Here is an 18,963-nt window from a genome sequence, read left to right as displayed (position 1 = left end):
TCGCAGCGTGAACCCATCGCACGAACCAGGACCCCGGCCCCCGGGCGTCGAGGACCGTCCGGCCCGGCTGACCGTCGGGGTCGTGGGCGCCGGCCGCGTCGGGCCCGCGCTGGCCGCCGCCCTGAAACTGGCCGGACACCGCCCGGTGGCCGCCTCCGGCGTCTCCGACGCCTCCCGCCGCCGGGCCGCCGCCCTGCTGCCCGACGTCCCGCTGGTCGAACCCGCCGAGGTGCTGGCCCGCGCCGACCTGGTCCTGCTGACCGTCCCGGACGACGCGCTGCCCGGCCTGGTCGCCGGCCTGGCCGACACCGGCGCGATCCGCCCCGGCCAGCTGCTGGCGCACACCTCCGGCCGGTACGGCGCCGGTGTCCTGGACCCCGCCCGGCGGGCCGGCGCGCTGCCGCTGGCCCTGCACCCGGCGATGACGTTCACCGGCACCACCGTCGACGTCGACCGGCTGGCCGGCTGCTCGTTCGGCGTGACCGCGCCGCAGGAGCTGCGGCTGGCCGCCGAGGCGCTCGTCGTGGAGATGGGCGGCGAACCCGAGTGGATCGACGAGCAGGCCCGGCCGCTCTACCACGCGGCGCTGGCCATCGGCTCCAACCACCTGGTCACCCTGGTCGCCCAGGCCCGCGAACTGCTGGCCACCGCCGGCGTCGACAACCCCGGCCGGATGCTCGGCCCGCTGCTCGGCGCCGCCCTGGACAACGCGCTGCGCTCCGGCGACCAGGCGCTGACCGGCCCGGTCTCGCGCGGCGACGCCGGCACGGTCGCCGCCCACCTCGACCAGCTGCGCGCCCACGCCCCGCAGAACGTGCCCTCCTACGTCGCCATGGCCCGCGCCACCGCCGACCGGGCGCTGACCAACGGCATGCTCAAGCCCGAACTCGCCGAGGCCCTGCTCGGTGCCCTCGCCGACAGACCCGAGGACGGAACCGCCCGATGACCCTGCTGACGCACACCATCGCCGAGTACCGCGACGCGGTGGCCGCCCGGCCCGGCACCCGCGGCGTCGTCCTCACCATGGGCGCCCTGCACGAGGGCCACGCCGCCCTGGTCCGCGCCGCCCGCGAGCACGTCGGCCCAAGCGGCTGCGTCGTCGTCACCGTCTTCGTCAACCCGCTCCAGTTCGGCGCCGGCGAGGACTTCGACCGCTACCCGCGCACCCTCGACGACGACGTCGCCCTCGCCGGGAAGGCCGGCGCCGACGTGGTCCTGGCCCCCGGCGTCCGCGAGGTCTACCCGGACGGCGGCGTGCTGACCGGCATCACCGCCGGACCCATGGGCGCCGGCTACGAGGGCGCCGCCCGGCCCGGCCACTTCGACGGCATGCTCACCGTCGTCGCCAAGCTGCTGCACATCACCGGCGCCGACGTCACGTTCTTCGGCCAGAAGGACGCCCAGCAGATCGCCCTGGTGCGCCGGATGGCCGCCGACCTCAACTTCCCGGTGCGGATCGAGGCGGTGCCCACCGTCCGCGAACCGGACGGCCTCGCCAGGTCCAGCCGCAACCGCTACCTGTCCGACACTGAACGGCAGGACGCGGTCGCACTGTCGCGCGCGCTGTTCGCCGGCCGTGACGCGCTGCCCGGCGGCCCGGCCGCGGTCCGCTCGGCGGCCCGCGCCGAACTGGACGCCGCCGCCGGTGTGACGGCGGACTACCTCGCCCTCGTCGACCCCGCCACCTTCACCGACGCCGCCGACGACCACACCGGACCGGCCGTGCTGGCCGTCGCCGCCCGGGTCGGCGGCACCCGGCTGATCGACAACCTCCCCCTGGCGTTCGGAGACGTCGAATGACCGACATACGGCTCGCCGCCCCCGCGCCCGGCTGGTCCCGCGCCGCCGACGTCGTGGTCGTCGGCTCCGGCGTCGCCGGGCTGACCACCGCGCTGCGCTGCGCGGCCGGCGGCGCCCGCGTCGTCGTCGTCACCAAGGCCCGCCTCGACGACGGCTCCACCCGCTGGGCGCAGGGCGGCATCGCGGCCGCCCTCGGCGACGGCGACACCCCCCGCCAGCACCTGGACGACACCCTGGTGGCCGGCGCCGGACTGTGCGACGAGTCCGCGGTGCGCCTGCTGGTCACCGAGGGCCCCGACGCGGTACGGCGGCTGATCGCCACCGGCGCCCGCTTCGACGCCGACCCGCTGACCGGCGCGATCCTGCTCACCCGTGAGGGCGGCCACCACCGCAGGCGCATCGCGCACGCCGGCGGTGACGCCACCGGCGCCGAGGTCTCCCGCGCCCTGGTCGACGCGGTCCGCGCGGCCGGCATCGAGACGGTGGAGAACGCCCTCGTCCTCGACCTGCTCACCGACGCCGCCGGCCGCACCGCCGGCGTCACCCTGCACGTCATGGGGGAGGGCGCCCGCGACGGTGTCGGCGCGGTGCACGCCCCCGCCGTCGTGCTGGCCACCGGCGGCATGGGCCAGGTCTTCTCCGCCACCACCAACCCGGCCGTCTCCACCGGCGACGGCGTGGCGCTCGCGCTGCGGGCCGGCGCCGAGGTGAGCGACCTGGAGTTCGTCCAGTTCCACCCGACGGTCATGTGGCTGGGCGCCGGCGCCGAGGGCCAGCAGCCGCTGGTCTCCGAGGCGGTACGCGGCGAAGGCGCCCACCTGGTGGACGCCGACGGGGTCCGCTTCATGCTCGGACAGCACGAACTCGCCGAACTCGCCCCGCGCGACATCGTCGCCAAGGCGATCACCCGCCGCATGCGCGAGACCGGCACCGAGCACATGTACCTCGACGCCCGGCACTTCGGCGCCGCCATGTGGGAACACCGTTTCCCCACCATCCTCGCCGCCTGCCGCGCCCACGGCATCGACCCGGTCACCGAACCGGTCCCGGTCTCCCCGGCCGCCCACTACGCCTCCGGCGGCGTGCGTACCGACGAGCGCGGCCACACCACCGTCCCGGGCCTGTACGCCTGCGGGGAGACCGCCTGCACCGGCGTGCACGGCGCCAACCGGCTCGCGTCCAACTCGCTGCTGGAGGGCCTGGTCTACGCCGAACGCATCGCGGAGGACGTCCTGGCCGGCCGCGGCGCCCGGGCACCCGGCGAACCCGTCGCCCCGGTCGCACCGGCCGACCCGCTGCCCGGACCGGCCGACCGCGCCGTCCTCCAGCGCCTGATGACCTCCGGCGCCGGCGTACTGCGCGACGCGGCCGGGCTGGCCACCGCCGCCGACGGCCTGCGCGAACTGCGCGAGCGGGCCCGCGAGGCCGCCCGGCACGGCACCGGCCCCGAACCATGCGTGGACACCTGGGAGACCGCCAACCTCCTGCTGGTCGCCGAGACCCTGGTGACCTGCGCCAGGACCCGCAAGGAGACACGGGGCTGCCATTGGCGGGAGGATTACCCCGAGCGGGACGACGAACGCTGGCACCGCCACCTCGTCGTCACCCTCACCCCGGAGCGGACACCGGACGTCCGCGCCACCCCCGGCACCGCATTCCCGCCGGTCAGCACCGTCGTCACCGCCGCACCGGCGGCCGAATACCCCGTGGAGAACCGTTCATGAGCCCCGACCTTCCCCTCCTCCAGATCGGCCTGCCCGGCCAGTCCCCGGCCTCCGAGGGCGGCTGCGGCGACGGCTGCGGATGCGGCGGCGGCGACGACGGCTACGAACTCGACCCGCTGGAGTGCGGCCTCGACCCCGACCTCGCCGAGCTGCTCGCCGACGCCGGCCTCGACCCGGTCATGATCGAGGACATCGCCCACATGGCGATCGAGGAGGACCTCGACAACGGCGTGGACGTCACCACGGTGGCCACCGTGCCCGCCGACGCCGTCGCGGTCGGCGACTTCACCGCCCGCGAGGCCGGCGTGGTCGCCGGACTGCGGGTCGCCGAAGCCGTGCTGTCGGTGGTGTGCACCGACGAGTTCGAGGTCGAACGGCACGTCGAGGACGGCGACCGGGTCGAGGCCGGCGACCGGCTGCTGACCGTGCGCACCCTCACCCGCGACCTGCTCACCGCCGAGCGCAGCGCCCTGAACCTGCTGGGCCGGCTGTCCGGCATCGCCACCGCCACCCGCGCCTGGGCCGACGTGCTGGAGGGCACCCACGCCAAGGTCCGCGACACCCGCAAGACCACCCCGGGCCTGCGCGCCCTGGAGAAGTACGCGGTGCGCTGCGGCGGCGGCGTCAACCACCGCATGTCGCTGTCCGACGCGGCCCTGGTCAAGGACAACCACGTCATCGCGGCCGGCGGCGTGGTCAACGCGTTCCGTGCGGTCCGCGAGGAGTTCCCCGGCCTGGACGTGGAGGTCGAGGCCGACACCCTCGACCAGGTCCGCGAGGTCGTGGAGGCCGGCGCCGACCTGATCCTGCTGGACAACTTCACCCCCGAGGCCACCGCCGAGGCCGTCGTGCTGGTCGCCGGCCGCGCCGCCCTGGAGTCCTCCGGCCGCCTCACCCTGGCCACCGCCCGCGCCTACGCCGAGACCGGCGTGGACTACCTCGCCGTCGGCGCCCTGACCCACTCGGTGACCGTCCTCGACATCGGCCTGGACCTGCGGGCGGACGCCTGATGCTCCTCACCATCGACGTCGGCAACACCCACACCGTCCTCGGCCTGTTCGACGGCGAGGAGATCGTCGAGCACTGGCGGATCTCCACCGACGCGCGGCGCACCGCCGACGAACTCGCCGTGCTGCTGCACGGGTTGATGGGCACCCACCCGCTGCTCGGCGACGAGCTGGGCGACGGGGTGGACGGCATCTCCATCTGCTCCACCGTCCCGTCCGTCCTGCACGAACTGCGCGAGGTCACCCGCCGCTACTACGGCGACGTGCCGTCCGTACTGGTCGAACCCGGCGTCAAGACCGGCGTGCCGATCCTGGCCGACCACCCCAAGGAGGTCGGCGCCGACCGCATCATCAACGCGCTCGCCGCCGTCCACCTCTACGACGGCCCGTGCATCGTGGTGGACTTCGGCACCGCCACCACCTTCGACGCCGTCTCCGCCCGCGGCGAGTACCTCGGCGGCGCCATCGCCCCCGGCATCGAGATCTCCGTCGACGCCCTCGGCGTGCGCGGCGCCCAGCTGCGCAAGATCGAACTCGCCCGCCCCCGCAGCGTCATCGGCCGCAACACCGTCGAGGCCATGCAGTCCGGCATCCTCTACGGCTTCGCCGGCCAGGTCGACGGCATCGGCGAACGCATGGCCCGCGAACTCGCCGACGACCCCGACGACGTCACCGTCATCGCCACCGGCGGCCTCGCCCCGCTGGTCCTCGGCGAGGCGTCCATCATCGACGAGCACGAGCCCTGGCTCACCCTGATCGGGCTGCGCCTGGTCTACGAGCGCAACGTCACGTCGAGCTGACGGCGCGGGCGCGTCCAGCGGGGATGCGTCGCGTTCGGGGCCGGGCGCGGAGACGTGCCGCGGGGATGCGTGGTGAAGACGTGCCGTGAAGACGTGCCGCGGGGATGCGTCGTGAGGACGCGCCGCGCCAGCGGATCGCCGGGACCGGGCGCGGGGACGTGCCGTGGGGACGGATCGCTGAGGTGCGAGCCCCGGGCCTGCGGAGACGCGCTGCGGGGGCACGACACGGCGTCGGACCGCCGGAGCAGCCCGCGAGGACGTGCCGCGCAGGCGGATTACGGGCCGGACGCGGAGAGGCGCCGCGCGAACGGATCGCCGGGGCCGGGCGCGGAGACGTGCCGCGGGGATGCGCCGCGAAACGCATCGCGCCAGCGGATCGCCTGGACCGGGCGCGAAGACGTGCCGTGTAGACGTGCCGCAAAGACGCGCCGCCCCCGGGGGCGGATCGGGCCGAATGGGCCGAAGCGTGCCGCTCGTCCGGTGCCGGTGCGGCCGGACACTCCGGCCGCGCGTCATTGCGGGGATTTGTGCGTTTAGTACGTAAAGTCGGCGCATGCCCACGCCTATCGGCGCCCGGGGCGGCATGGCGTTCAGTGCGGACGAAGTGCGCGTTGTGCGGCGTGCCCTCACCGAGGCCCTCGGTCCTGACTTCCGGTCGCCGGCGCCGCCCGCCGTGCCCGCCCCGGCCCGCGGGCCGGACGAGACCACGCAGGCGCCGCTGCTGCGGCGGCTGGTGCACGACCTCGACGAGGCGGTCGGCGAGGCGGCCCGCCGGCGCGCCTTCGCCGCCGCCGACCTGGCCCGGCACCGCGCCGCGCTGCCCGGCGCCGCCCTCGGCTACCTCGACCGGCTCGCCGAAGCCCTCGACGACGGCTGTCCGCCCGCCCCCGAGGACCTGGCCGCGGTCCGCGGGCTGGCCGCGGTGCCCTGCACCCCGGCGGAGGCCTTCCGGCGTGCCGGACTGCGCCACCGGTGCGAACGGCTCGGCGCCCGTCCGCCGGCCGGCCGGGCCCGGCTGCTGGCGCTGCCCGGCGGCCGGACCGGCTCGTCCGGCGCCCCGGATCCCGGCCCCCGCCCGGCCGACCCCGCCGAGGCCGAACCCGGCCGCCGGGTGCCCACCCCGGCCGAGATCTGGCCGCCCCGGCGCGGCACGCCGCCCGACGGTGACCGGCCCGCGGACTGAATACCGAATGCGGCCGGGGCCGGCGCCAAGGAGAACGCCGAATCCGGCGCCAGGCGGGACACCGGGGCCGGCGCCAAGGGGGCCGCCGCGGAGGGTGGACGCGGGGCCGCACAGAATTCGCACAGATTTCCCCGCAGGTGGGAAGAACGTCCGATCGCACACCTCTCGTCGGGCGGCGCGGAGGGCGTGGCTACTCTGGACCCACCGAAAGCCGTCCGGACCGACCCGGAACCGGCGCCGGAGAAGGAGTTGTGCCAACCGTGGACTACGTCTCCGCGATCGTCCCGCCGCTCGTCATGGCCGTGGGCTTCACGCTTCTGGTCAGGACGATCATCAAGCACCAGGGCGGCGCCAACCGTTCCAGGGAGGACGCGGCCGTGGACGCCATCCTGGCCCGCGCCGAGGCCGACCGGCAGACCGAGGCCGCGGTCCCCGGTGCCGCCGCCACCGGTGGCGGGACCGCCTCCGCCTGATCCGGGCCCGCCCCTGAGCCGCCGCCGCGCCCGCCCCGCGCCTGCCCCCGCGCCCGCCCCGCGGCCGGCGCCCGGGCGGCTGCGGCCGCCCGCGACCCTCCCTGCGGCGCCGAAAAAGCCGCATCTGTGACATTTGCCTCTACAATTCAGGTGTGCCACGGCCATTGGGAGATCTCGAAGACGCGGTCATGACCAGGGTGTGGCAGTGGAACCGCCCGCTCACGGTCCGCGAAGTCCTGGAAGACATGCAGCAGGAACGGTCCATCGCCTACACGACCGTCATGACCGTAATGGACAACCTCCATCAGAAGGGCTGGCTGCGCCGGGAACACGAAGGGCGCGCCTATCGCTATGAGGCGGTTTCCACCCGTGCCGCCTACGCGGCCGCACTCATGCACGAAGCCTGGGCCGCCAGTGACAACCCGGCGGCCGCTCTCGTCCAGTTCTTCAGCATGATGTCCCCGGAACAACGGGAAGCTCTGCGGGACGCTTCGCGGATCGTGCAGCCCGAAGCGGGTGCCGATGACGGGGACGAACCCGCCGACACCGGGGAAGAACGCGGGCGATAGCGTCGTGGTATGTCCTGCGAACCGCCCGGTGCTTCCGGTTCCCCTTCCTCCCCGCCATCCCCTTCCGCTTCTTCGGCTGCCTCTTCGGGCACCTCTTCGGCCACGTCTTCGGGGACGTTCGGGAATGTCGTGACGCTCCGCCGGGCCCGGACCAGTGATGTGCCGGCCGTTCGGCAGTTGCTCGACGGCTATGTGCACGAGCGCATCCTGTTGGGCAAGCCCACCGTCACCCTTTACGAGGACATCCAGGAGTTCTGGGTCGCCGAACGCGACGAGGACGCCGAGGTGGTGGGGTGCGGGGCGCTGCACGTGATGTGGGAGGACCTGGCCGAAGTGCGCACGCTGGCCGTCCGGCCGGACCTGCACGGCAAAGGCGTGGGCCACCTCGTTCTGGGTAAGTTGTTGCAGACAGCACGCTGGCTCGGCGTACGCCGAATTTTCTGTCTCACCTTCGAAGTTGACTTCTTCGCCAAGCACGGCTTCGTCGAGATCGGTGAGACTCCGGTGGACATGGATGTCTACAGCGAGCTACTGCGTTCCTATGACGAGGGTGTCGCCGAGTTCCTCGACCTCGAACGAGTGAAGCCGAACACCCTGGGCAACAGCCGGATGCTCTTGCATCTGTGATCGGGTTTGTCCGAATCGCGCCCTGCTCAAGGCGCATGTTGCGCCTGGCATGCCCGTGCTCTCCCTGTCCAGGGGTTTGAGTTTTCCGGGGAAAAGGGGTTTCCTTTTACCCGTACTCCTTTATGCCGGGGCACTCCCCGGACCATATCGATGAAAGGGAAGCCCGTGGCACAGAAGGTCCAGGTCCTTCTTGTGGACGACATCACCGGCGGCGAGGCTGACGAGACCGTCACCTTCGCCCTCGACGGCGCCACCTACGAGATCGACCTCACCACGGAAAACGCGGACAAGCTGCGGACGCTGCTTGCCGATTACGTGGACGCCGGCCGCAAGACCGGTGGCCGGGCCGCTCGCGGCCGTGGACGCGCCACCCGCGCGGCCGCCGGCTCCGCGGGCCAGGACACCGCGAAGATCCGCGCCTGGGCCAAGGACAACGGCTATGACGTCAACGACCGCGGCCGGGTCCCCGGCACCGTTCGTGAGGCGTACGAGAAGGCGCACGGCTGACAGGTCCGCCGAGCCGGGTGACGGACGGCGAGTCCGCACGGACTCCATGTCACATCCGGCGCCGGAGGGACCGACCGCATGGCGGTCCGGGAATCCCAGCGGCGTTCGCTGCCCCGCGGGGCACGTCGGGCGCCGGGATCCCGCCGATCGGACCGACCCATGTGCGCGACACCGGCCCCGGTTGCCTTACGGGGGCACTCGCCGGTGCCGACCGCACGGGGGAGGCGGGCGGCCACCAGCCGCACGCCGCGAGATCGACGCGTTACCACGTGGGGGCGTACGGGGGCCAGGGACGGCGCGGGGTTGTTCGCTGGTAGCAGACACACCGGGTGCGCGCGGCATGGATTGTCGGTGCGGGCGGGTAAGAAAGTCCTAGTGAGGCAGGGCGACGAGGAAGTCGGTCGGGCGGCGTTCGCCACGGGCGTACCGGAATATGGGTATTCCGGTTGGCCTGCGGGAACATCGTCTCGCACCATCTAGTTGCAGCTGTAGTCGGCCTTGCGGGGGCAGTGCTTTCCGCAGAGCTGGCGGACGATTGAAGTGAGCTGTCCTGCTCGCCGGGACTAGCATGCGGAAGGACAGGGAGGGGACCGGCCCCGATCTGCCTGACCGCTCTGAGGAGCGATTAACGATGTTCGAGAGGTTCACCGACCGCGCGCGGCGGGTTGTCGTCCTGGCTCAGGAAGAAGCCCGGATGCTCAACCACAACTACATCGGCACCGAGCACATCCTCCTGGGCCTGATCCACGAGGGTGAGGGTGTCGCCGCTAAGGCCCTGGAGAGCCTCGGGATCTCGCTCGAGGCGGTCCGTCAGCAGGTGGAGGAGATCATCGGGCAGGGCCAGCAGGCCCCGTCCGGGCACATCCCCTTCACCCCTCGTGCCAAGAAGGTCCTGGAGCTCTCGCTCCGCGAGGCCCTCCAGCTCGGCCACAACTACATCGGTACGGAGCACATCCTGCTCGGCCTGATCCGCGAGGGCGAGGGCGTCGCCGCCCAGGTCCTGGTCAAGCTGGGCGCCGATCTGAACCGGGTGCGGCAGCAGGTCATCCAGCTGCTGTCCGGCTACCAGACCGGCAAGGAGTCGGCCACGGCCGGCGGTCCCGCCGAGGGCACGCCGTCCACCTCGCTGGTCCTGGACCAGTTCGGCCGCAACCTGACCCAGGCTGCTCGTGAAACCAAGCTCGACCCGGTCATCGGGCGCGAGAAGGAGATCGAGCGGGTCATGCAGGTGCTGTCCCGCCGTACCAAGAACAACCCCGTCCTCATCGGCGAACCCGGCGTCGGCAAGACCGCCGTCGTCGAGGGCCTGGCCCAGGCGATCGTCAAGGGCGAGGTCCCCGAGACGCTGAAGGACAAGCAGCTCTACACGCTGGACCTCGGCGCCCTGGTGGCCGGTTCCCGGTACCGCGGTGACTTCGAGGAGCGCCTGAAGAAGGTGCTCAAGGAGATCCGCACCCGCGGCGACATCATCCTGTTCATCGACGAGCTGCACACCCTGGTGGGCGCGGGCGCCGCCGAAGGCGCGATCGACGCCGCCAGCATCCTCAAGCCGATGCTGGCCCGCGGCGAGCTGCAGACCATCGGCGCCACCACGCTGGACGAGTACCGCAAGCACCTGGAGAAGGACGCGGCCCTCGAACGCCGTTTCCAGCCGATCCAGGTCGCCGAGCCCTCGCTCCCGCACACCATCGAGATCCTCAAGGGTCTGCGGGACCGGTACGAGGCCCACCACCGGGTCTCCATCACCGACTCCGCCCTGGTCGCCGCCGCCACCCTGGCCGACCGGTACATCTCGGACCGCTTCCTGCCGGACAAGGCGATCGACCTGATCGACGAGGCCGGCTCCCGGATGCGCATCCGCCGGATGACCGCCCCGCCGGACCTGCGCGAGTTCGACGAGAAGATCGCCGACGTGCGCCGGGACAAGGAGTCGGCCATCGACTCCCAGGACTTCGAGAAGGCAGCTTCGCTCCGCGACAAGGAGAAGCAGCTGCTGGCCGCGAAGACCAAGCGGGAGAAGGAGTGGAAGGCCGGCGACATGGACGTCGTCGCCGAGGTGGACGAGGAGCTGATCGCCGAGGTCCTGGCGACGGCCACCGGCATCCCGGTCTTCAAGCTCACCGAGGAGGAGTCCTCCCGGCTGCTGCGCATGGAGGACGAACTCCACAAGCGCGTCATCGGCCAGAAGGACGCCATCAAGGCGCTGTCCCAGGCGATCCGCCGCACCCGCGCGGGTCTGAAGGACCCCAAGCGTCCCGGTGGCTCGTTCATTTTCGCCGGCCCGTCCGGTGTGGGTAAGACCGAGCTGAGCAAGACCCTCGCCGCGTTCCTGTTCGGCGACGAGGACGCGCTCATCCAGCTCGACATGTCGGAGTTCAGCGAGAAGCACACCGTCTCGCGGCTCTTCGGCTCCCCGCCCGGATACGTCGGCTACGAAGAGGGCGGCCAGCTCACCGAGAAGGTGCGCCGCAAGCCGTTCTCCGTGGTCCTGTTCGACGAGGTCGAGAAGGCCCACCCGGACATCTTCAACTCCCTGTTGCAGATCCTGGAGGACGGTCGGCTGACCGACTCCCAGGGCCGGGTCGTCGACTTCAAGAACACCGTCATCATCATGACGACCAACCTCGGCACCCGCGACATCTCCAAGGGCTTCAACCTCGGCTTCGCCGCCGCGGGTGACGTCAAGTCCGGGTACGACCGGATGAAGGCGAAGGTCAGCGAAGAGCTCAAGCAGCACTTCCGGCCGGAGTTCCTCAACCGTGTCGACGACATCGTGGTCTTCCACCAGCTCAGCGAGGAAGACATCATCCAGATCGTCGACCTCATGATCGCCAAGGTGGACGAGCGGCTCAAGGACCGCGACATGGGCATCGAGCTGAGCGCGGACGCGAAGTCGCTGCTGGCCAAGCGCGGCTACGACCCCGTGCTGGGCGCCCGGCCGCTGCGCCGGACCATCCAGCGCGAGATCGAGGACGCCCTGTCGGAGAAGATCCTCTTCAGCGAGCTGCGCCCCGGCCACATCGTGGTCGTCGGCACGGAGGGCGAGGGCGAGAACGCCGCCTTCACCTTCCGCGGCGAGGAGAAGGTCACCGTCGCCGACACCCCGCCGATCGAGGCGGCCGGCAGTGGTGGCACGCCGAACCTGAGCAAGGACGTCTGAGACGCCTGAGCCCTGGTAGCAGCAGGTACGGAACGCGGGGCCGCCCCCGGTGGGACTTCCCACCGGGGGCGGCCCTTTTCCCTGCCCGCTTGCGTTGCCCGCCTTCCCCGTCCGCGGGCCCGTCCGCCCGCCGGTCGCGCCGGCCGCCGCACCGCGATCCGCCGCGCCGGTGACGGGCGGGACCTGCGATCCACCTCGCCGGCGACGGGGCCTCTGTGCGCCAGCACCGCGATCCACCTCGCCGGCGACGGAACCCCGTGGGCCGCCGCACCGCGATCCGCCGCGCCGCCGACAGCACCCACGGTCCCGCGGGCCACGGAAACCCCGGTGGCCGCAGATTCAGGGAACCCCCTCAGTGACCGGAAAAAGCGTGGCGGGTGGGCGGAGGGTGTGGCAGTCTGCGGGCGATGGGCCGTCGTCCGCACGCGTGCGCCCGTTGTCCCCGGCCGCCATTCCCGCCGGGTCCGTCCGAGCCGGTCGGTGTCAATGCGTCCGGCGCCGAGCGGATTGACGCCCATGCGGTAAGCGGACATTCCAGGTCATCATGTCGCGATCTCCGGCAAAGTGTCCGATAATGCGGGTATTCGGCTCGTGCTGCCGTCACGACCGGCGGCGCTGGATTGAGTTCGCAGGGGAACGGCATATGCCGAACGGGAAGACCGGCCGGTTGAATCGTCGAAAAGCGTCCGATATCACAGCGGGAGGGTGGCTGCGGGGGCCTGATGAAATCTTTATACTAGTCGGGCGGCAAGTAAGTCGATTCCGACAGTCAGCCCGACGCCGCCTCAACGGGGGAGTTCACCCATGTCACAAGCCGAGTCCATATCCGCGCCCGTGGTGAAGGGCGTCGGAGAGGGGGGCAGACCGCAGCGCAGCGTGCGCGTGGTGCTGCTCGGTCTGATGATCGCGATGCTGCTGGCCATGCTCGACAACATGATCATCGGCACGGCGATGCCCACGATCGTCGGCGAACTGGGCGGCCTCAACCACCTGTCGTGGGTGGTCACCGCCTACACCCTGGCCACCGCCACCTCCACCCCGATCTGGGGCAAGCTCGGCGACATGTACGGCCGCAAGGGCATCTTCCTGACCTCGATCGTGCTGTTCCTGTTCGGGTCGGCGCTGTCGGGCCTGTCGCAGTCGATGAACGAACTCATCGCCTTCCGCGCGGTGCAGGGGCTCGGCGCCGGCGGTCTGATGGTCGGCGTCATGGCGATCATCGGCGACCTGATCCCGCCGCGTGAGCGGGGCAAGTACCAGGGCATGATCGCCGGCGTCATGGCGCTGGCGATGATCGGCGGCCCGCTGGTCGGCGGCTTCATCACCGACAACTGGGGATGGCGCTGGAGCTTCTACATCAACCTGCCGCTCGGCGTGGTCGCGTTGATCATGGTCTCCATCGTGCTGCACCTGCCCCGCAAGCGCTCGCAGAGCCGGATCGACTATCTCGGCGCCGGGCTGCTGACCGTCGGCATCACCGCGCTGGTCCTGCTGACCACCTGGGGCGGCACGCAGTACGCGTGGAGCTCGCCCATCATCATCGGTCTGGGCGTCGGCGGCGTGCTGGCGCTGGCCGCCTTCGTCCTCGCGCAGACCCGGGCCGCCGAACCGGTGCTGCCGCTGCGGATCTTCCGCAACCGCAACTTCTCGCTCATGACGGTGATCGGCTTCCTGGTCGGCTTCGTGATGTTCGGCGCGATGACGTTCCTGCCGCTCTACCAGCAGTCCGTGCAGGGCGCGTCGGCCACCAACTCCGGCCTGCTGCTGATGCCGATGCTGCTGGGCATGATGGTCGTCTCGGTCGTCGCCGGCCGGATGACCAGCGCCACCGGCAAGTACAAGATCTTCCCCGTCATCGGCTCCCCGCTGATGGTGGTCGGCCTGTACCTGCTGTCCACGATGACGGTCCACACCACCCGGTTCACCTCCGGGCTGTTCATGGTGCCGCTCGGCATGGGCATGGGCTTCCTGATGCAGATCACCATGCTGGTCGCGCAGAACAGCGTGGAGATGAAGGACATGGGCGTCGCCAGCTCCTCCACCACGCTGTTCCGCACCATCGGCGGTTCGTTCGGCGTGGCGCTGTTCGGCGCGCTCTACACCCACCAGGTGACCGCCACGATGGCCGACCGGCTCGGCCCGGCTGCGGCGGCGAAGCTCAGCTCCGGCGGGGCCCAGCAGTCGCCCAAGGCCATCGAGCACTTCCCGGCCGCGGTGAAGGACGCCTACTTCCACGGCGTGACCAGCGGTATCCACCAGGTCTTCCTGTGGGGTTCCGCGATGGCGGTGCTGTGCTTCGTGGCCGCGATCTTCGTCAAGGAGATCCCGCTGCGCGGCGCCACCCCGGCCCCCGGCGCCGAGGGCGAGACCCCGGTCGGACCGCTGGCCGTCGCCGAGGTCTGATCCCCCGGCACCGAAGGCGGTCCGCCGCCACCCCGCGGTGCTCAAGCGGTTGGCCGCCCGCACCGCACCCCCGGCGGTCCCACCGCCACCCGTACACCCCCGGCGGTTCCCCCCCCCCCCCCCCCCCCCCCCCCCCCCCCCCCCCGGCCGCGCCGGCGGTTCCCGGGCCCGGACCCGGCGCGTGCCGTCAGGCCGTGCCGTTGTCCGGGCCCGGCGCTTCGGGGAGCAGCAGTTCCGCGACGGCGCCGTCGTCGTTGCGGAACGACAGACTCGCGCCGAGCACCCGGGCCTGGCCGGCCGCGATCGTCAGGCCCAGGCCGTGGCCCTGGCCGGAGCGGTCGCTGGAACCGGTGCGGAAACGGCTCGGTCCCTCGCGCAGCAGGGCCCGCGGATAGCCGGGGCCGTGGTCGCGCACCCGCAGCAGCGGGCCGTCGAGCTCCACCTCCACCGGTGCGCGGCCGTGCCGTTCGGCGTTGGACAGCAGGTTGCCCAGCACGCGTTCCAGCCGCCGCGGGTCGGTGTGCACCCAGGCCTCGCGCAGCACCGTCAGCGTCGCGTCCGGCGCGAGCCCGCGCACCCGGCGGCGCACGAAGTCCGGCAACGGGATCTCCTGGAGGTCGGCGCGTTCGGCGGCGCTGTCCAGCCGGGAGACCTCCAGCAGGTCCTCCACCAGGGTGCGCAACGCCTGCGCGCGGTCCTGGACGAGTTCGGAGGGCCGGCCGGGCGGCAGCAGCCCGGCGGCGGCGACCAGCCCGGTGACCGGGGTGCGCAGCTCGTGCGCGATGTCGGCGGTGACCCGGCGTTCCGCCTCCAGCCGGTCCTGGAGGGCGTCGGCCATCGCGTCGACCGCCCGCGCCAGCTCGTCGGTCTCGTCCCGCACCCGGCGGCCCACCGCGTCGCGCACCCGCACGTCCGGCGCGCCCTCGGCGACCTGCCGGGCGGCGACCGCGGCCTTGCGCAGCCGGCGCGAGAGCGAACCGCCGACCAGCACGCTCAGCGCCGAGCCGGCCAGTACGACGGCGGCGCAGTCCACCACCAGGACGCCGTCGAGGTTGTCCAGGATGGCGTCCGGCTCCACGAACCGGCTGCTGATGGACAGGATCTTGTTGTCCGCCATGGGGATCGACGCCCACACGATGGGCTCGCCGCTGAGGTACTCGATGTCGGTGGCGCGCTGGCCGCGTTCGGCGGCCTGCCGCAAGCCCCCGGGCAGCCGGGGGTCGTTGATCCGGGCGCCGAAGACCAGGCGGTGGGTGGACTCGTAGTTGCGGGAGGCGACCTGGACCCGGTCGTCCTGGAGGTTGCGGGAGTTGTTCATCATGTCGACCCGCGCCGCGTTGCGCACCACGACCGCCATGGCCAGCGCCACCAGTGCCGACACCACGGCGATGGCGGCGGTCAGCTTCCACCGCAGACCCGGCCCGGACCTCGGGCGGCGCAACCAGGCCACCCCGGTTCAGCCCTTGAGCTTGTAGCCGAAGCCGCGCACGGTCTCTATGCGGTCCTGGCCGATCTTGCCGCGCAGCCGCTGCACGTGGACGTCGACGACCCGGGTGTCGCCGCCCCACTCGTAGTCCCACACGCTGGTCAGCAGCCGGTCGCGGGACAGCACGGTGCCGGGCGCCGCGGAGAACTCCAGCAGCAGCCGCATCTCGGTCGGCGTCAGCGACACCGGCTCACCCGCCCGGCGCACCTCCATGCCGTCGGTGTCGATCTCCAGGTCGCCGAAGCGCAACGGCCCCGCCGCCGCGCCGGCCGCCTCACCGGGACCCCGGCCGGCGTGCCCGAACCGGCGCAGCACCGCGCGGATGCGGGCCACCAGCACCGAACCGTCGAACGGCTTGGTGACGTAGTCGTCCGCGCCGGCCTCCAGACCGAGCACCACGTCGATGGAGTCCGCCCGCGCCGACAACATGATCACCGGCACGGTGGACTCGTCGCGGATCCGCCGGCACAGGCTGACGCCGTCCATGCCCGGCACCATCACGTCCAGCAGCGCGATGTCGGGCCTGCGGGCGCGGAACGACTCCAGGCCGGCGATCCCGTTGGGCACCGCCGTGACCGTGAAGCCGTCGCGCTCCAGGGTGAGCTGGGTGGCCTCGCGGATCACGTCGTCGTCCTCGACGAACAGCACGTGCGTCTCAGTCATCGCCGCTGGTCCCGTACTCGTTGCGGGTCTGCGAGGTCTCGGTGAACCGGCCGTTGCTCCAGTGGTACATGTAGACGTCCTCCCCGGACGGGCAGCACACGGCGTCCCGGTGGCTGTAGATCTGCCGGGTCAGCTCCAGGTCGCCCTGGGAGATGTCGATGTAGACCGGCGGGGTGTCGTCGCCGAACACGTCGACGTAGCGGCCATTCTCCACGCGGTAGACATATCCGCCCAACCCCACACCGTCGCCGCAGGTGGAGACATTGATCACCACATCGGGCCGGGAACCGCCGGTGAGGTCGCCGTAGCTGGTGTCGACCGGGTACTCGTCGCCGCCGCAGGGCTTGAGGGCGGCCTTGATGTCGGCGCCCACCTTCGGGTCGTGGCGCAGCACGGAGACCGGGTCGATCCGGTCGCCGCCGGTCGGGCTCGGCGCGAGCGACGGCACCACCGCGGCCGGGGCGTCGCCCTCGACGCGGACACCGCCGCCCTCGCTGCACCCGGTCATGACGACGAGCGACAGCAGGGCGACGGCGGACAGCGTGCCCCCGGCCGGACCTATGCGGCGCACGCACCCTCCTTCACACGCTGCGGCCCGCCGCTTCCGCGTCCGAAGGCGTTGCGCTCCAGCTCCTCGCGCAGCCGGGCCAGGGCCCGGTGCAGGGTGCTCTTGACGGTGCCGGTGGACATGCCGAGGGCGCGGGCGGTCTCCTCGGTGCTCATCTGCTCCCAGTGTCGCAGCACGACGACCTGTCGCTGTTTGGGGGCCAGCACCGCCATCGCGCTCAGCAGCATCGCCCGGTCGGCGTACTGCTCGCTGCTGTCGTCGACGCCGGAGTCCGGCAGGTCGTCGGTGGGGACCTCTTCCAGCTTGCGCGAACGCCACCACTCGGTGCGGGTGTTGATCATGACCCGCCGCATGTAGGCGTCGGCCAGCCCCTTGTCCGCTATCAGCTCCCACCGGGGGAACGTGCGGGCCAGCGCCGTCTGCACCAGGTCCTGGGCGTCCACCGGGTCCGGCACCAGGCGTCGCGCGCTGCGCAGCAGGGACTCCTGGCGCGAACGCACGTACTCCTCGAAGTCGAGCGTTGAGCCGTTGTCCTCGGTCGCCGGGCTCGCCGTCATGGCCGCCGCCTCCATTCCGTACCGCGCCACCTCGTCCGTTACGGGCCACGGTGGGCGCGGTCCGCAGCCGGCGGGAGCGCCGACTCCATGGACGGTAGGCAGCGGCTGTTGCGGAATGACCGACCGGCAGCACACAGCCGGCTCACAGCGACCCGTCAGTTGTGTAACAACCGGAACCCGCGTGAGGTTACGCGGGCGATACGACCGGGAAGCTCCCGGTAACGACACGTCTGCGTGCGATCGTCACCGTCTCGACGTCTCGGGCGACATCCGCGACATGGGCGTCAGCTACGACATCGGGAGCCGGTACACGCCCTGGGCGACCGGTTCGACGAGGCCGTCGGCGACCAGGCCGTCCAGCGCCCGCTCGCGCTGCACCGGTTCGTCCCACACCGCCTCCAGCGCGGCGCGCTCCACCGGGCCGTCGGTGTCGCGCAGCACCGCCAGCAGCTTGCCGCGCACCTGGCGGTCGGTGCCGGCGTAGCTCTGGCCGCGGCGCGGCGGTCCGTCGTGCGCGGGGAAGCCGGCCAGCCGCCAGGCGCACCGGTCGGCCACCGGGCAGCGTCCGCACTCCGGCGAGCGCGCGGTGCACACCAGCGCGCCCAGTTCCATGGTCGCCGCCGCCCAGGTCGCCGCCGTCGCCTCGTCGGCCGGCAGCAGACGCGCGGCCAGCCGGCGTTCGGCGGCGGTGGTGGCGGTGGGCGGGTACTGCTCACCGGTGACGACGCGGGCGAAGACCCGGCGCACGTTGGTGTCCAGCACCGCGTGCCGCCGCCCGTGGGCGAACGAGGCGACCGCCGCCGCGGTGTACTCCCCGACGCCGGGCAGCGCGAGCAGCGCCTCGTGGTCGTCGGGGACCTCGCCGCCGTGCCGTTCGGTGATCGCCGCCGCGGCGGCGTGCAGGCGCAGCGCCCGGCGCGGGTAGCCGAGCCGGCCCCAGGCGCGCACCGCCTCGCCGGGCGGTTCCGCGGCCAGGTCGGCCGGCCGCGGCCAGCGCGCCAGCCACTGCGCGTAGACCGGCAGCACCCGGGCCACCGGGGTCTGCTGGAGCATGAACTCGCTGACCATCACCCCCCACGCGCCGGCCTCCGGACGGCGCCACGGCAGGTCGCGGGCGGCCACCGAGAACCACGCGTTGACCTCGCGGTGCAGGGCGGCGGTCCCGGCGGCGGACGGCCCGCCCGGCGGACGGGCGGGGGACGGCTGGGCGGGGACGGCGGCGGAGGCACGGATCACAGTCATGGCACTGCCGATCCTGGCACACCACGCCGTTCCGCCCGGCGCGGCCGGAGCCGGAGCCGCCCCAGTGAGGGGCGGGACGCCCGCTTCGCCCCGGGGTGGCCGGATGGTGCCCGACCGGCCGGGATGATGATCCGGAAAAGATCCTCTGCCACGGGCGGGTGCTGCATCAGGGTGACGCCGATCTCCCATAGAGT

The 18,963-nt window shown here is 72.5% G+C and carries 17 protein-coding genes; 12 read left to right on the top strand and 5 right to left on the bottom strand.

Features of this window, described 5'->3' with window-relative positions; translation table 11 throughout:
• Positions 1 to 7: 7 nt before the first annotated feature.
• The 12 genes from POF43_RS09135 (at position 8) to POF43_RS09080 (ending at position 14,253) form a co-directional block, all read left to right on the top strand.
• Positions 8 to 946 (top strand): Rossmann-like and DUF2520 domain-containing protein, encoded by a 939-nt coding sequence (locus POF43_RS09135; RefSeq protein WP_271314795.1) that lies wholly within the window; start codon positions 8 to 10, stop codon positions 944 to 946.
• Complete coding sequence (panC, locus tag POF43_RS09130) at positions 943 to 1,800, top strand: pantoate--beta-alanine ligase (RefSeq protein WP_271323568.1); 858 nt, start codon at positions 943 to 945, stop codon at positions 1,798 to 1,800. Before POF43_RS09135 ends, panC begins: the two co-directional genes overlap by 4 nt.
• Positions 1,797 to 3,524 (top strand): L-aspartate oxidase, encoded by a 1,728-nt coding sequence (locus tag POF43_RS09125; RefSeq protein WP_271323569.1) that lies wholly within the window; start codon positions 1,797 to 1,799, stop codon positions 3,522 to 3,524. Before panC ends, POF43_RS09125 begins: the two co-directional genes overlap by 4 nt.
• Positions 3,521 to 4,534, top strand: a complete 1,014-nt coding sequence (nadC, locus tag POF43_RS09120; RefSeq protein ID WP_271323570.1) for a carboxylating nicotinate-nucleotide diphosphorylase — start codon at positions 3,521 to 3,523, stop codon at positions 4,532 to 4,534. The genes POF43_RS09125 and nadC overlap by 4 nt, the downstream gene beginning before the upstream one ends.
• Positions 4,534 to 5,331, top strand: coding sequence for a type III pantothenate kinase (locus POF43_RS09115; RefSeq protein ID WP_271314799.1), 798 nt, complete (start codon positions 4,534 to 4,536; stop codon positions 5,329 to 5,331). Before nadC ends, POF43_RS09115 begins: the two co-directional genes overlap by 1 nt.
• A 553-nt stretch (positions 5,332 to 5,884) precedes the next feature.
• Positions 5,885 to 6,514, top strand: a complete 630-nt coding sequence (locus POF43_RS09110) for a hypothetical protein (RefSeq protein WP_282704495.1) — start codon at positions 5,885 to 5,887, stop codon at positions 6,512 to 6,514.
• A gap of 260 nt (positions 6,515 to 6,774) precedes the next feature.
• On the top strand, positions 6,775 to 6,987 hold the full coding sequence (locus POF43_RS09105) for a hypothetical protein (RefSeq protein WP_271326146.1): 213 nt from the start codon (positions 6,775 to 6,777) through the stop codon (positions 6,985 to 6,987).
• 152 nt (positions 6,988 to 7,139) lie between these two features.
• Complete coding sequence (locus tag POF43_RS09100) at positions 7,140 to 7,556, top strand: BlaI/MecI/CopY family transcriptional regulator (RefSeq protein WP_271317315.1); 417 nt, start codon at positions 7,140 to 7,142, stop codon at positions 7,554 to 7,556.
• A 9-nt stretch (positions 7,557 to 7,565) separates the two neighbouring features.
• Positions 7,566 to 8,183, top strand: a complete 618-nt coding sequence (locus POF43_RS09095) for an amino-acid N-acetyltransferase (RefSeq protein WP_271317316.1) — start codon at positions 7,566 to 7,568, stop codon at positions 8,181 to 8,183.
• Between the two features lie 165 nt (positions 8,184 to 8,348).
• Positions 8,349 to 8,690: a histone-like nucleoid-structuring protein Lsr2 gene (locus POF43_RS09090; RefSeq protein ID WP_271317317.1), complete on the top strand. Its 342-nt coding sequence runs from the start codon at positions 8,349 to 8,351 to the stop codon at positions 8,688 to 8,690.
• A 631-nt stretch (positions 8,691 to 9,321) separates the two neighbouring features.
• Positions 9,322 to 11,850 (top strand): ATP-dependent Clp protease ATP-binding subunit, encoded by a 2,529-nt coding sequence (locus POF43_RS09085; RefSeq protein WP_271317318.1) that lies wholly within the window; start codon positions 9,322 to 9,324, stop codon positions 11,848 to 11,850.
• Positions 11,851 to 12,654: 804 nt separating this feature from the next.
• On the top strand, positions 12,655 to 14,253 hold the full coding sequence (locus POF43_RS09080) for an MDR family MFS transporter (protein ID WP_271324532.1): 1,599 nt from the start codon (positions 12,655 to 12,657) through the stop codon (positions 14,251 to 14,253).
• Between the two features lie 187 nt (positions 14,254 to 14,440).
• Here the strand turns inward: POF43_RS09080 and POF43_RS09075 are convergent, their stop codons facing one another.
• From POF43_RS09075 to POF43_RS09055, 5 genes are all read right to left on the bottom strand, one after another.
• Positions 14,441 to 15,694: a HAMP domain-containing sensor histidine kinase gene (locus tag POF43_RS09075; protein ID WP_271316551.1), complete on the bottom strand. Its 1,254-nt coding sequence runs from the start codon at positions 15,692 to 15,694 to the stop codon at positions 14,441 to 14,443.
• Positions 15,695 to 15,709: 15 nt separating this feature from the next.
• On the bottom strand, positions 15,710 to 16,402 hold the full coding sequence (cseB, locus tag POF43_RS09070) for a two-component system response regulator CseB (RefSeq protein WP_271316550.1): 693 nt from the start codon (positions 16,400 to 16,402) through the stop codon (positions 15,710 to 15,712).
• Positions 16,395 to 16,973 carry a hypothetical protein gene (locus tag POF43_RS09065; RefSeq protein ID WP_271316549.1) on the bottom strand — a complete coding sequence of 193 codons (579 nt, stop codon included), beginning with the start codon at positions 16,971 to 16,973 and terminating at the stop codon, positions 16,395 to 16,397. The genes cseB and POF43_RS09065 overlap by 8 nt, the downstream gene beginning before the upstream one ends.
• Positions 16,961 to 17,527, bottom strand: coding sequence for a SigE family RNA polymerase sigma factor (locus POF43_RS09060; protein WP_271316548.1), 567 nt, complete (start codon positions 17,525 to 17,527; stop codon positions 16,961 to 16,963). Before POF43_RS09060 ends, POF43_RS09065 begins: the two co-directional genes overlap by 13 nt.
• 288 nt (positions 17,528 to 17,815) lie before the next feature.
• Positions 17,816 to 18,769, bottom strand: coding sequence for an iron-sulfur binding domain-containing protein (locus POF43_RS09055; RefSeq protein WP_271316547.1), 954 nt, complete (start codon positions 18,767 to 18,769; stop codon positions 17,816 to 17,818).
• Between the last annotated feature and the right edge of the window lie 194 nt (positions 18,770 to 18,963).

It is taken from the genome of Streptantibioticus silvisoli (assembly GCF_027947535.2).
Lineage (GTDB): Bacteria > Actinomycetota > Actinomycetes > Streptomycetales > Streptomycetaceae > Streptantibioticus_C > Streptantibioticus_C silvisoli.
This window is presented reverse-complemented; position numbering and strand designations above follow the sequence as displayed.